This window comes from Jeotgalibacillus sp. 10bf12, from assembly GCF_055597105.1.
Window position 1 is genome coordinate 1,249,044 of record NZ_CP200276.1, and the last position, 13,619, is coordinate 1,262,662.

Annotated in this window: 15 protein-coding genes; 10 read left to right on the plus strand and 5 right to left on the minus strand. The window is 43.1% G+C overall.

The window, feature by feature from the left end; translation table 11 throughout:
- Positions 1 to 15 precede the first annotated feature (15 nt).
- From DH10bf12_RS06530 to DH10bf12_RS06540, 3 genes are read left to right on the plus strand one after another with little or no spacing between them, the layout of a single operon-like run.
- Complete coding sequence (locus DH10bf12_RS06530; RefSeq protein ID WP_471738200.1) at positions 16 to 2,109, plus strand: BglG family transcription antiterminator; 2,094 nt, start codon at positions 16 to 18, stop codon at positions 2,107 to 2,109.
- Positions 2,106 to 2,537, plus strand: coding sequence for a PTS mannitol transporter subunit IIA (locus tag DH10bf12_RS06535; protein ID WP_471737714.1), 432 nt, complete (start codon positions 2,106 to 2,108; stop codon positions 2,535 to 2,537). The genes DH10bf12_RS06530 and DH10bf12_RS06535 overlap by 4 nt, the downstream gene beginning before the upstream one ends.
- The gene (locus DH10bf12_RS06540; RefSeq protein WP_471737715.1) at positions 2,537 to 3,676 is read left to right on the plus strand and encodes a mannitol-1-phosphate 5-dehydrogenase; all 1,140 of its coding nucleotides are present in this window, start codon (positions 2,537 to 2,539) and stop codon (positions 3,674 to 3,676) included. The genes DH10bf12_RS06535 and DH10bf12_RS06540 overlap by 1 nt, the downstream gene beginning before the upstream one ends.
- 252 nt (positions 3,677 to 3,928) lie before the next feature.
- Here the strand turns inward: DH10bf12_RS06540 and DH10bf12_RS06545 are convergent, their stop codons facing one another.
- Complete coding sequence (locus DH10bf12_RS06545; protein WP_471737716.1) at positions 3,929 to 4,579, minus strand: SDR family oxidoreductase; 651 nt, start codon at positions 4,577 to 4,579, stop codon at positions 3,929 to 3,931.
- Positions 4,580 to 4,865: 286 nt separating this feature from the next.
- On the opposite strand from DH10bf12_RS06545, the gene DH10bf12_RS06550 reads away from it, so the two are divergent.
- Positions 4,866 to 5,222, plus strand: a complete 357-nt coding sequence (locus tag DH10bf12_RS06550; RefSeq protein ID WP_374097726.1) for a DUF4870 domain-containing protein — start codon at positions 4,866 to 4,868, stop codon at positions 5,220 to 5,222.
- Between the two features lie 201 nt (positions 5,223 to 5,423).
- A complete protein-coding gene (locus DH10bf12_RS06555; protein ID WP_471737717.1) occupies positions 5,424 to 6,470 on the plus strand; it encodes a M14 family zinc carboxypeptidase in 1,047 nt (348 codons plus the stop codon).
- Positions 6,471 to 6,543: 73 nt separating this feature from the next.
- On the opposite strand, the gene DH10bf12_RS06560 is transcribed toward DH10bf12_RS06555, so the two are convergent.
- Positions 6,544 to 7,947 carry an LVIVD repeat-containing protein gene (locus DH10bf12_RS06560; protein ID WP_471737718.1) on the minus strand — a complete coding sequence of 468 codons (1,404 nt, stop codon included), beginning with the start codon at positions 7,945 to 7,947 and terminating at the stop codon, positions 6,544 to 6,546.
- Positions 7,948 to 8,206: 259 nt separating this feature from the next.
- Between DH10bf12_RS06560 and DH10bf12_RS06565 the strand changes: the two genes are divergently transcribed.
- The 4 genes from DH10bf12_RS06565 (at position 8,207) to DH10bf12_RS06580 (ending at position 11,493) form a co-directional block, all read left to right on the plus strand.
- Entirely contained in the window at positions 8,207 to 9,016 is an 810-nt protein-coding gene (locus tag DH10bf12_RS06565; RefSeq protein WP_471737719.1) for an alpha/beta fold hydrolase, read from the plus strand.
- Between the two features lie 16 nt (positions 9,017 to 9,032).
- Positions 9,033 to 9,986, plus strand: a complete 954-nt coding sequence (locus DH10bf12_RS06570; RefSeq protein ID WP_471737720.1) for a GGDEF domain-containing protein — start codon at positions 9,033 to 9,035, stop codon at positions 9,984 to 9,986.
- A 96-nt stretch (positions 9,987 to 10,082) separates the two neighbouring features.
- Positions 10,083 to 10,916 carry a VOC family protein gene (locus DH10bf12_RS06575; RefSeq protein WP_471737721.1) on the plus strand — a complete coding sequence of 278 codons (834 nt, stop codon included), beginning with the start codon at positions 10,083 to 10,085 and terminating at the stop codon, positions 10,914 to 10,916.
- 64 nt (positions 10,917 to 10,980) lie between these two features.
- Entirely contained in the window at positions 10,981 to 11,493 is a 513-nt protein-coding gene (locus tag DH10bf12_RS06580) for a methylated-DNA--[protein]-cysteine S-methyltransferase (protein WP_471737722.1), read from the plus strand.
- Positions 11,494 to 11,520: 27 nt separating this feature from the next.
- Here DH10bf12_RS06580 and DH10bf12_RS06585 read toward each other — a convergent pair whose 3' ends face one another.
- Complete coding sequence (locus DH10bf12_RS06585) at positions 11,521 to 11,781, minus strand: GlsB/YeaQ/YmgE family stress response membrane protein (protein ID WP_471737723.1); 261 nt, start codon at positions 11,779 to 11,781, stop codon at positions 11,521 to 11,523.
- Between the two features lie 188 nt (positions 11,782 to 11,969).
- On the opposite strand from DH10bf12_RS06585, the gene DH10bf12_RS06590 reads away from it, so the two are divergent.
- On the plus strand, positions 11,970 to 12,815 hold the full coding sequence (locus DH10bf12_RS06590; RefSeq protein WP_471737724.1) for a GNAT family N-acetyltransferase: 846 nt from the start codon (positions 11,970 to 11,972) through the stop codon (positions 12,813 to 12,815).
- A 42-nt stretch (positions 12,816 to 12,857) separates the two neighbouring features.
- Here DH10bf12_RS06590 and DH10bf12_RS06595 read toward each other — a convergent pair whose 3' ends face one another.
- Positions 12,858 to 13,091 carry a hypothetical protein gene (locus DH10bf12_RS06595; RefSeq protein WP_471737725.1) on the minus strand — a complete coding sequence of 78 codons (234 nt, stop codon included), beginning with the start codon at positions 13,089 to 13,091 and terminating at the stop codon, positions 12,858 to 12,860.
- A gap of 109 nt (positions 13,092 to 13,200) precedes the next feature.
- Positions 13,201 to 13,461, minus strand: coding sequence for a hypothetical protein (locus DH10bf12_RS06600; RefSeq protein WP_471737726.1), 261 nt, complete (start codon positions 13,459 to 13,461; stop codon positions 13,201 to 13,203).
- Between the last annotated feature and the right edge of the window lie 158 nt (positions 13,462 to 13,619).

Below are 13,619 nucleotides of genomic sequence, written 5' to 3' on the forward strand. Positions count from 1 at the left end.
TGCCTGGGCGTGTACATGACAGGAAGAGAACGCAAAATGCTTCATATACTGCTGACCGCTCAGCACCAGTATACGACGCTTGCAGAGCTGGCTGATCATCTTCAGGTGAGTCAGCGGACTATTCAGCGCGAGCTGCAGAAGCTTGAAGATATTTGTACGCAATTCAACCTGATAATAGATAAACAGGCGGGAAGAGGAATGAGGCTCACTGGTGACAGCGCAGATTTCGAGAAACTGGAATCTGCGCTGCTCCAGGTTCCTTCATCAGAGCTTGACCCCGGAGAAAGAAAAATTCTGCTGCTTCATTATTTAATGAAAGAAAACTCAGTCGTCAAGCAGTCTGGTCTTGCAGGTGAATTCCAGATGACAAATGCTGCTCTCAGCCAGCTGCTTGATGAACTGGAAGAGTTTTTGAATCCCTACGGAGTGACAATTATCCGGAGAAGAGGCTATGGCATTGAGCTGTCGGGGGACGAAAAGGCGAAGCGGCGATCACTTGCAAATTTAATGATGGAGGAGCTTGAAAGCTCGTCCATTTATTCAATTCATGAAGGGCAGCTGTTCAACCAGCGGACGCTTGATCACAGGGTGTTTTCTATTGTATCGAGAGAAGAGTTTGATCAGGTGGACAGACTGATTAAATCAGAGATCAGTGGACTCCCGTATCCTTTAACCGACAGTGCCTATGTATCATTACTTCTGCATATCTGTTTATCACTTGAAAGGATTCGTGCTGGTGCGACAGTTGAACATCATGAAAAGCTGCTGGATGAGTTGAAGCAGCTGCAGGAATATGCGATTGCAAAAAGAATTACACATGTGATTTCAGACGCATTCAGCCTTGAAATAGAAGAACAGGAAGTCGGCTATATCACCATTCACCTGAAAACGGCCAAACGGCGCTTTCAGGAACAGTTCGTTGATCAGCTGACAGACCCGGAGCTCGCCGTGACTGTCCATCAGCTCGTCCGTGCAATTTCTGACCGGATGAATGTGAATCTGATTGATGATCCCGACCTGATAGAAGGGTTGATCGCCCATATTGAACCAGGCATTCAGCGAGCGAAGGAAAAGAATTATACTTACAATCCTCTTACAAAAAGAATCAAGAAAGAATATCCCGAGCTATTTGAAGCAGTGAGAGCAGGACTGACAGAGGTGCTGCCTGCCTATGAATTCCCGGATGGTGAAATTGCCTTTCTGGCACTTCATTTCGGCTCAGCGCTTGAAGGCGTCACAGGACCTGATTCACTAAATGTACTGGTCGTCTGCGCAAGTGGAATCGGCACATCCAAGATGATTGGCAGCAGGCTGAATAAAGAGTTTGATGAGTTCAAGTCTATTACGCTCTCAAGTATCAGTGAAGTAGAAAAACATCTTGAAGACGCGCATTACGATCTGATTGTCTCAACGGTTGGTCTGAGTGGTCTTGCTGAAGATTACCTGCTCGTTAATCCACTGCTTCCCCAGCAGGATGCAGACCGGATCAGGACAGCGATCCAGACGATTAAGCCAATGAAAAAACCTTCAGCCATGAAACAAAAGCCGGATGATCCCGTCCCGTTTTTGCACAGGCTGAAGCTGATGAATCAATACGCAACCTCTGTCGAGCAGATTCTTAGACAGTTCAGGATTGAAACAGTTGATCATCATAAAAAATTCGAAAAAGTATTAAGTAAAATAGATGCCTCTCTTTATGAGGAGGAACTGATTCTTAAAAAGGGTGCAGTCTCCAAAAGTCTCACTGAGCGGGAATCACTCGGAGGAATGGCAATACCTGATACAGGCCTTGCCCTTTACCATGCCAAAGACGAGTCAGTACGCCAGCCGGTGTTCAGGCTGTATGACCTGTCATCCCCTTATCTGTTAAAAGGGATGGACGGCGAACCAACTGAAGTCAGCAGATTGATTCTGATGATCTCTCCGGCTGATTCTGACCATAAAGGCGCTGAAGTATTGAGCTCAATCTCAGGAAGCCTCGTGGAAGAGGAATATACGATGCACCTGATCAGAAACGGCAACCAGCAGGAAGTTTTTCAATTCCTGCAAAAGACACTGAACCAATTTTACACAACAAAATCACAACAACTAATGGAGGGGTCATCATGAGTGAGATTTTTAAAAAGGAAAACATTTATCTAAATGAACGTGCATCATCTAAAACGGAAGCGATTGAAAAAGCGGGTAACGTTCTCGCTGAAAAAGGCTATGTGGATGCTGATTATATCGCAAGTATGCTTGAGCGCGAACAGATCTCAACTACGTATATCGGTAATAAAATCGCCATTCCACACGGTACTGAAGACTCTAAGAAGCTTGTAAAGCAATCCGGTATTTCTGTGCTTCAGCTTCCTGAAGGTGTGATGTTTGCTGATAATGAAGTGAATATCGTGGTAGGCATTGCAGGTAAAGACGGCGAGCACCTTGAGATTCTCTCTAAAATCGCAATTACGTGTTCTGAAGAAGAAAACGTGGAACGTCTGATCAATGCTAAATCAGAAGAGGAGATCATCGCCATATTCGAGGAGGCTGAATAATGAAGGCTGTACATTTTGGAGCGGGTAATATCGGCCGCGGCTTCATTGGCGCTATTCTTCAGCAATCCGGCTATGAAGTTACATTTATCGATGTAAATGCTGAACTCATTGACCGTCTGAATCAGGATAACGCTTATGACGTGGTGCTTGCAGACGAGACGAAGGAATCATTTACTGTTATCGGCGTAAGCGGTATTAATAGCAAAGAACACCCGGAGAAGGCGGCAGCTGCAGTAGCTGAAGCAGACCTTGTCACAGCCTCAGTCGGACCGCACGTACTCCCGTTTATCGCGCCTGTCATCGCAAAAGGGCTAAGCGCGAGGGAACCAGGATCTGAAGTAAATGTGATTGCATGCGAAAACATGATTTGCGGAAGCGACCAGTTGAAAAGTGAAGTGGAAAAGCATCTCTCAGAAGATGAAGCAGTAAGAGTATTCGCTGCATCCGGTTTTCCGAATTCAGCAGTTGACCGGATCGTGCCAATTCAGCAGCATGATAATCCATTAACAATTGAAGTAGAACGTTATTTTGAATGGGTCATTGAAACAGCTAACCTGAAAGGCAGTCAGCCGGACTTAATAGGCGCTCTTTTTGTAGAAGACCTTGTGCCTTTTATTGAAAGAAAGCTGCTGACAGTGAATACAGGTCACGCTTCAATTGCTTATAATGGCTTACTAAAAGATTATAAAACAGTGAAAGAAGCGATGGATGACCAGGAGATTATAGATGTGCTTGAAGGTGTACTTAGTGAAACAAGTACCTTTCTAACTAGTAAATTCGAGCTCAATAAAGAACAGCATCAGGTGTACGTCAGAAAAATCATCGAACGCTACAAAAACCCATATATTTCAGACGGTCTTGACCGTGTAGGACGTGCTCCTTTGAGAAAGCTTTCAGCAGGAGACCGCCTTACCTATCCGGCAGTCGGACTCGATCAGGAGCATATTGAGCCTGTACATCTTGAAAAAACAATTGCAGCAGCGCTCACATTTAATATTGAAGAAGACCCTGAAGCCGTTCAGCTGCAGGAGTGGATCTCACAGGATGGTCCGGCAGCAGCGCTTGAAAAAGCCTCTGGGATTAAGGCAGGCAGCAGCATGAGTGAACGCATTATTCAATATTATGAGCAGGTGAAATAAGTGAGAAGACAGCATTGAAGTGGTGCAGTCGTTTATTGTCCAGCTCCAGCACATCCAAATTCGATCAAGCCAAAATCATGTGCGGACGTGACTGGAGACAATGACACATTATAAGCAGAGCGGGATTATGCAGTCGATCAGCAAAGACTGCATGGGAATGATGCGGTACAGATATTGCAGCATAGTTAAAAAACTGATTGTATAGATATAGAAAAGCCGGCCACTGGGCCGGCTTTTCTTCTACTAACAAGTCTATTCTCTGTCAAATGTCCATTCACCCTGATCCCGTTTTTGCGTCATTTCAACCAGCTTTTCAGCAATATTGTCAGGTGAAAAATGCGTACCTTCTTTAACAAATCCATTAATAGTTAAAGTGCCGGCATAGATGTTCTTTCCTTTCAATTCCTGATGAATTGATAGCGCCAGTGCTCTGAGTGCGGCTTTACCAACTGACACGGAAGTGAATTTTTTCATTGGTTTTACGCCTAGGCCGCCACCTGTGAAAAGAATAGAACTTCCTTCGTTTAAAAAAGGTAGAACTGATTTATAAGCAGCCAGTGCACCTATCACATCTACCTGCAGGTCGCTGGCAAATTCAATTGGATCCATTTCTGAAGGGAGTTCATTTCTAAAAGTAAAGGCGTTATAAAGTAGTGCATCGATGCGGCCGAATGTATCATAGGTGAACTGAATTGCTCTTCTGATGCTTTCATTTGCAAGGACATTTCCCTGAACAGCGATGGCTTCAATGCCTTCCTGACTCAGTTCTTCAGTAAAAATGTTAAGCTTTTCTTCATTGCGCGCGATCAACGCGACTGCATATCCATTTTGACCGAATTTCCTTGCTGCACTCAGACCGATACCGGGACCGGCACCAATGATACAAATAACTTTATCCGCCATGGTGTTCATCTCCTTCAGGTGTCAAAAAAAAACAAATATTTCCTCTTAATCTGACTTTAGCATCCGCAGGGTAGGAGGGCAATTTTGGGTGTGTCGTCAAGGGTATAATCCAGGTAAGAAATACTCAGCGGACTAAGAATAAAGTCATTCAATGATTTATACATTCGACACGGTTTGATCGGGTTCGCATTGACGAACGATACAACCTGTTTTATAATTAAAGACAGAATATTTAGTTAATTATTGCGACGCTCATTCTAAGCCCAAATCGAAAGGAGAGGGAATTGTGGTACAGGGCACGCCGGGCATGAAAAAATCATCAACTGGCCTTCAGGAAAATGTGGGTGGCTTACTGGCCTATCTGGTAGGATTTATCAGTGGAATTGTGTTGCTGTTAGTGGAAAAAGAAAATGAAACAATCAGGTTTCATGCGATGCAGTCAATCATCGTGTTTGGTGCAATTTTCATTTTAAGCATCGTACTCAATTTTATTCCGGTGATCGGATTCATTATCAGTCTGCTGATTGGACCTGTAGCGCTGGTGTTATGGCTTTTACTGATGTTCAAAGCGTATCAGGGTGAGCGTTATCATTTGCCAATGGCAGGGAAGATGGCAGAGGATCAGTTACGTAAAATGCATTAAAATTTCCCATTTATAGTACCTTCTGAGGAAGGTACTATTTTTTGTCCGTATTTTTAAAAAAAGGATCTTCATATTCATCTATATCCATTATATACCATAAACGAAGGCTTATATTTAACTGATATCCTTCCTTTGTTTGATGGAAGCGCTCTCTAATATTTTGATACACTAAATATGATCAAAATATTAGGAGGGTATAAGATGAAAAAACAAGTCATTGCATTATCAGTAGCAGGAGCTCTTACTTTCAGCGGAGCATCATTTGCACTGCCTTCAGCCCAGGCGGTCGGGGAAGGTCCGGGCTATGGTGGAACTGAAACAATCAATACCTCGATTTTGACTACTTATTCTGAAATGGCCCAGTTCCTTGAAGAACAGGATGCCAAACAACAGCACCTTGAAGTTGAAAAGATCGGCGAATCCGTAAAAGGCAGAGATCTTTTTGTTGCTAAGTACATACAAAACCCTGATAACCCAACAATTTTATTCCTGACGCAGCAGCACGGAAACGAGCAATTAACGACTGAAGGTGCACTTGAATTTATCAAACATATGGGCACTGGAAAGATGAAAGGCGTCCTTGACGGCGTCAACATCTTAATCGTACCAATGCTGAATCCGGACGGGGCAATGGGAGATGTTGATTTCTCACTTGATGACTATATTGCAGATGGCGACCGTAACCTGACGCGCTATAATGCACTTGAAGTCGATTTGAACCGTGACCATATCGATAAGATTCAGCCTGAAACAAAAGCGCTTCATGAAAATGTGATGCAGAAATATGACATTGACTATATGATTGACCTTCATCATCAGGGTGCTCAGAGCGAACGGGATGGTAAGCTTGTCTCTGGATCTATCCTATATCCGACTACACCAAACGCTGATCCTGCAGTTGTAGAAAAATCGAAGCAGCTCGGTGCTGTTGTCTTTAATGCGGTTGATTCCACAGGGTGGGGACACCTCGGGAAGTATAATGGCGGCTCAGCAGAAACAATCAGCCGTAACGGAATCGCTGTAGAATATAGGATCTCTACACTGCTATTTGAAATGCGCGGAATGTCTGATCATTTCTATGAGTCTTATGTACTCGGTCAAAAGAGCAATGGATACCTGATCAAGCAGACGGTTACCACACTTGATGCAGCCGTGCGTGCGATTTCAGACGGATCAATCAATCATACAGATATTTCTTTCTGGGATACACTCGCAACGCAGCAGACACGTCCTTATGAAAGTGAATAAGTGAAAAAGAAAAAGAGTAGGCGCCTTTCAATGGCGTCTACTCTTTTTAAAATATTGATTAATTGTTATTCAATTAATTCGATTTTGAAGGTGCTTTACCATTTCCGCGTGTTAATACTTTCAGTCCCTGTCCCATATCTGAAGCAAGCACATAGTTACGGTCTACAAAAACGCCCCATACATCAGCCTGATCAGAACGGTACTGACCAATCTGTTCAGGAGAAGCAGGATCAGAGATATCAACCATATAAATGCCGCCAGCATAATGGCTCAGATATAAAGTGTTGCCATGAACTTTTGGATCGTGAACTGTATTTGCGAATGTTACACCATCTTCAACCTGTTCAGTCAAATCTGTTTTGAACTCACTGAGCAGCTTTGGATTCGTCTTATCTTTAATGTCAAAAATTCGGGTATAACCATAAGATTCTTCGTACCCAGGCTTAACAGGATTATATACTTCGCGTGTTTCAATCAGGATATTACCGCCTTTTGCAAGTGTCGCAGAGTGGGCTGAACCCTGCTGATCAGATGCGAAATCAGTGCGTCCAAGGTATACAGGATTTGCAGGATCTTTTACATCAAAAATGACTGTTCCAAGATCCCACATTGATACGTATGCATAGTCTCCTTTATCGTCTGTAATCACACTGTGATTGAAGACAGGACGAGTTTTACCATCAGGTGCATTCCAGTTGTAGCCATCAAAATCTTCATCCACTTCTTCTAGCATACGCGGATCAAACTGCCAGATTGTCTCCGGATTTCTCGGGTTCGTTACATCAACAATCTGGAAATCACGCTGTTCACCGTGACTGTAATAGTCAGCATATGGATTTGCAGTATAGACATAGGCTTTTCCATTTTTCGTTGAAAGGAACAATTCATGTGTCCCGCTTGTACGATCATACACTTCCCAATATCCAAGCTTTTCAGGGTTTTCAGGATTCGTTACATCATATAAAAGGAATCCGCCTGAAGTATCTTCACGATTGCGATTCCGCTGTTGCACACTGACTACGGCAAGGTCGCCTTTAAAGTCAGGTGTGTTAACACTTTTCACAATCACTTTTTCCTGCCACGAACCAGGCACATCTTCATTAGCGAAGACGGCTACTTCCTCAGGGTTTGATGGGTCCTGAAGGTCGAACACTCTGACCCCGCCATTCCCGCCGTTTGCTGTGTGCGTGCCAAGGTAAGCGTATCCCTTATGTGCATATACGTCGGCTGTGTTATTTTGTACACCATTGACTTCCTTGATCTGCTGTGCTGCTGCTTCGGTGAGACTTGATACTTTTCCGGATGTCTCCAGATAAGAATCACTCAGATTCTGGATTTCTTCCATTGTCATAGCACCGCGTTCCCCTTTGTGCGCGCTACTGCCATCTAGTGAGTCGTGTCCGAGAACAGGTGAGACTGCACTGAAAACAAGTGCACCTGTAATCGTTGTTGTAAATAAAGCTTTTTTGAACTTCATCTAATCCCTCCAGAAATATGTAATAACAAATCTCTTATATGATCTGTCATTATAAGTTTCGGCAAGCGAAAAAGTTATATGGGGGTTAATTAGTATTTTTTTCTATTCATTCAAAATTGAGAGATAAATCAGGAAATTTATTGATGAAATCAGTCAGGAATAATGGTTTACATATATTTAAAATTAAGCGGGTATAGTAAAATAGTATTAAAGAATACTGAGCTTTATATCAGATTAGCGATAAAAGGAGTGGTTCGTGATGAATAAGGATATTTTGAATAGAAATCATGTCACTGTAACCGGAAAAGGCGCACAGCCCATCATGTTTGCCCATGGATTTGGCAGCAGCCAGTCGGCATGGGATCAGGTAATACAGTCATTTAAAGAAGACTATAAGGTCATTTTATTTGATTATGTCGGCTCAGGAAATGCTGATAAAAATGCCTATTCATCTGAACGGTATCGCTCACTCCATGGCTATGCGGAAGATATGGTTGAGGTTTGCAAGGCACTTGATCTGAGAGACGTGATTCTCGTTGGTCATTCAGTCAGCGGGATGATCAGTATGCTGGCAGCCCAGAAGGAGCCGGGTCTGTTCAAACAATTAATGATGCTCGCAGCCTCACCTAGATACCTGAATGATGAGGGGTATTACGGGGGTTTTGATCAGGAAAATATTAATGGAATGCTGGATATGATGGAGAAAAACTTTAATGAATGGGCTAAATATCTTGCGCCTGTTGCGTCAAAAAATGAAGAACGCCCGGAACTTGCAGCAGGTTTTGAAAAACAGCTCTTATCAAATGACCAGAAGATCGCAAGAGAGTTTGCGGAAGCTACATTCCTGGTGGACCTGCGTAAGGAGCTGAGACGAACAGAGGTGCCGGTTGTCGTGATGCAGCCAAGTGACGATACAATTGTGCCGCACGAAGCTGCTCTTTATCTTGCGGAGGAGTTTCCTGAAAGCGAACTGATTATACTAAAAGCAACCGGACATAACCCTCATATCAGTCATCCTGAAGAAGTGGTAAAATATATTAAGAAATATATGGCAGTAGAGACGGTATAGCGCAGGAGGGATGAGCATGGATATGCATCTTTATTACGCACCATGCGGTTACATCATAACAGAGCTCGATGGCAGAATCCTCGAAGCGAATGAAATGTTTAGTAATCTTGTTAAAGAAAGCAGCAGAGATTTGAAGCAGCGTCATGTCACATCTTTATTTACGTTGCCTTCAAGAATGTACTTTCAGACTTATTTTTCACCAATCATGTCAACACATAAAAAAGTGGAAGAAATGTACCTGACACTTCAAACAGCTGACGGACAGGTGCCTGTTCTGATGAATGCGCAGGAAAGAGACGATCAGTTTGAATACGTCTTTATGAAAATGCAGACGCGGGACGATTTCGAAAATGAATTAATCTCGGCAAAAAGACAGGTAGAAAAAATTCTGGAAGACACAGATTATGCAAATGGAGAGTTACAAAAACTCCTTGCTGAGCTTGAATGCAAAAGAGAAGAAATTACTGAAGCAAATTCAAGACTTAAAAATCTTGCGATGGTTGATCCGCTCACAAGTCTTAAAAACAGACGTTATTACGAAGACGTACTGACAGAATTCTTAATCAGATCTAAAAGTGACGATTTCACATTTTCATATTTAATTTTAGACATTGATCACTTTAAAAGCGTGAATGATCAGTATGGACATGCTGCAGGGGATCAGGTACTTCAGGAGCTTGCCATGAGACTTGAGCAGGAAACTAGAATAGAAGATGTGCTTGTCCGATTTGGTGGAGAGGAATTTGTCATTCTGCTTACGGATATCGATGAAAGGCTTGCATTGAAAATTGCAGACAGAATCCGTGTCAATATTGAGAATAGCGAGTGGCCGCACTGTCAGATCACGGTTTCAATTGGTGTATCAGGTGTAAAATCGTCAGATACGAAGGATACAATTTTTAAGCGTGCAGATGAAGCGCTCTACTTTTCAAAGAAAAATGGACGGAATCGTGCCACATTAAGTGAATGATGTTATGTAGAAGAAAGCGGGATAATCATCTTGCTTTCTTTTAGTTTCTAAAATATAATTAGTTACATAAAGTAACTGATAGGGAGGAGCATAATCATGACATTTCATTCACCACCGGCAACCTTCGTGGAAGAGGTAGCAATTAATGTAACGGACCTTGGACGATCAGTTCAATTTTATACAGGTGTGATCGGGTTTAGGGTGCTGTCAAAGAAGCAATATGAAGTCCAACTGACAGCAGATGGCCATACGTCTCTTGTGAAGCTGATCCAGCCTGAAGGCGCACGCTCAAAAGAACCCCGGACAACAGGGCTGTATCATTTTGCGATTCTCTTACCGACACGTGGTGATCTTGCAGCAATCATTGAACATTTAACTGCTCATCACATTCAGCTTGGTGCATCAGATCATCTTGTCAGTGAGGCACTGTATTTATCAGATCCTGATGGCAATGGGATTGAAATATACAGGGACCGCAGGGAGGAAGAATGGGAGTGGAGTCAGGATGAAGTCAAAATGACTGTGGATCCACTTGATTTTGAAGCGGTACTTGCATCAGAACACGGCCGCTTCCACCAGCTTCCTGAAGACACGAAAATGGGACATATCCACCTTCACGTTGCGTCTTTAGCTGAAGCGGAAGCATTTTACCGTCAGCTTGGATTTGAACCGGTATGCCGCTATGGTCAGCAGGCACTGTTTATTTCAACGGAAAAGTACCATCACCATATCGGCTTAAATATCTGGAACGGGGCAGGAGCACCGCCGCCATCTGAACATTCTGCAGGGCTGGTGCACTATACACTGGTCTATCCGGATGAAACATCCCTAAAAGCGGCAATAGAAAATACTGGCGCAAAGCGAGTGGATGAAGGGTGGTTCGTACAGGATCCTTCAAAGAATGGTATCCTGCTAAAAACACCTTCTTAATGAGGCTGTTTTTTCATTTGGCACGACAATGTATAATGATATAAAAAGCGCAGGTGAATAGATCATGAAGATGATTTACTGGTCAGAGTTTAACAGGGGGAAAGATACTTATCAGCTTGCAGCGGCTGAAGGGAAAGTCTGTTATATCGGAGGACCTGAAGAAGGTTATGCAGCTCTTGAGAAGTGGGTATCAAAACAGTACAAGGGTGCAGTGTTAATTGAAAACCCTGAAGAGATGCAGCCTTTTATTCAGGAATTTGAAGCTTATTTTACAGGAGAAAAAAGAGCGTTTGAGATGCCGATCGAACCTAAGGGAACCCCTTTTCAGCAGGAGGTCTGGGAAGCACTGCTTGAAATCCCTTATGGGGAAACGAGAACTTATGCGGATATTGCGGCACGTGTAGGCAGACCAAAGGCTTTTCGTGCAGTCGGTACCGCAATTGGAGCAAATCCACTGTTAGTCGTTGTGCCATGTCACCGCGTGATTGCAAAAAATGGCGGGATCGGCGGGTTTAGTGCAGGTCTTGATGTGAAAAGAGTGCTTCATCAGGTGGAAGGCATTCAGATCAATGCATAATAAAAAAGCTGGCCGCAGCCAGCTTTTTTATTTTTTCTTTGAAGCTTTTAAAATCAGGCTTAGTAAGAATACAAAAATAATTGCGCCAATCAATGCCGGAATAATATGAATGCCTGCAAGCTCCGGTCCAAAATTACTGAATCCGCCAAGCAGTTCGCCTGCGATCCATGAACCGATAATACCTGCAATAATATTACCAATGCAGCCCATTGGTACATCCTTACCAAGAATCAGCCCGGCCAGCCAGCCGATTAATCCACCTACGATTAAGTAAAGTATAAATCCCATTGTCATTCTCCTTCCCTGCACATCATCTTTTTTATACATACCCATTTAAAGAAATGAATATGTATAAGGGGGAGAAAAAATGGTCGATTTTATTTCTCTGCAAGCGGATGAAAAGTGTCTGCATATACGTTTTGAAATCGTCTATGTTAGGATAGATGCAATCATATCTTTAAAAGAGGAGTATTAGGATGAAAGAATTAACTGCTGATCAGTTTTATATAGTTGAGCCTCTTTTGTCAGATGAAGGTTCTGTTGAAGTCAGAGCGGTGATAGAAGGTGTGAACGAAGGAAGAGTGTTTGTGGATCAGGTACAGGAACCGGCTTCTGCTGTTGTGTGGCTTGGAAATCTGGATGGCATTTTTGTGCTAGGTGAAGAAAGAAATCCGCTCTTCATCTCAAAGCTCAGAGAATGCATTGATCTGGTGATTGGCCCTGCTTCAATCGCTGCCGGTGTGCATGAGGCTGAAGTATTGTCCTATCATCCAAACTGGGATTTAGTACTTGATGATGTCTTTGGTGACCGGACGAATGAAAAGTGGGAGCAGTTTATTTACCGGTATCCTGCAAAAACCTGTAAAGCGCCTGAATGTCCGGAAGGCTTCCGGGTCGTTCCGATTGAAAAAGCGCTGACACAGGCAAGCAGCTTCAGCCAGTCATTAATTCAGGAGAAGATTCTTACTTTCTGGTCTTCAGAAGAAGACTTCTATAAAAATGGTCTTGGGGTTTGTGTGATGAAAGGCCGTGAACTTGCCTCAATCTGTTTGACAGGATTTCGCGCCGGGAGTGTGCATGCGATTGACATTGAGACGTACAAGGCTTTTAAGAAAAGAGGGCTTGGTACGATCGCCGCCAAAGCTTTTGTAAAAGAGTGCCTGGCGCATGATGCAGTACCTTATTGGGACTGCGCAGCTGATAACGTCCCATCAGTCAGAACAGCTGAAAAAGCAGGCTTTCTGCTGCAGGGTATCTACAGAGGAATTGCATTTGAATTCGATCCTAAGCGGGTATTTCAAGTCAATACAAGACAACAGTAAAAAGAACTGCTTTTGAGAAGCAGTTCTTTTTTATGAATTAAATCACCACTGCTGATAATAGAATGGGTACCCTCCATAATAGCCGCCATACTGTGGAAAGAGTGTGCTTGCGAGCAGGCCGCCGGCTAAGCCGCCGAGAAATGGTGCACCCCAGTAAGGTCGTGGACGCGGCCGGTAGTAATTCGGTCTTCCATACGGACGGGGTCTGCCATAGTAATTTCTTTCCTCATGAGCCATACGTTCAAAATCTGCAGGATGAATAAAATGCGGGTTCATGATCTTCCTCCTTAAGTCGAATTCTCTATATCATACGCGGAGGAAAGCAGGTGGCATAGGTAATCATCATGTATCCATCAAAAAAAACCGTGCATGGGCACGGTTTGGGTTATGATGCTAAATAAATAATGCTAAGACCAATTGCTGTCGTGATTAAAAAGCTGACATTTCCAAGCATAAGCATGCTTTTATTAGCGCCGGCTTTTTTTATATATGCTTTCACATAATCTGTTATGACCCAAAAGTAAAAAAGGAATGAAATCGCAAAAATTTTCGGTTTCGGCGTTTCATTTAAAATCAGATAATAGCCAAGGACGCCAGCAAGAATAAGTCCGACATTGATCATCATAAAGTGTTTTGTATTTTTCACGGCGTGTATCCTTTCCTTTGACTGTCATTCAAAAAGAATAACTGATACATCATTATACGCCTGATTTTTATGAGGGACAAGGTACTGAAGTAACTAAAGAGCTGTTTTGAGGGAATTCTGCTGAAATGTTCAATTTTGCTTTTTTAACATCCTGGCTT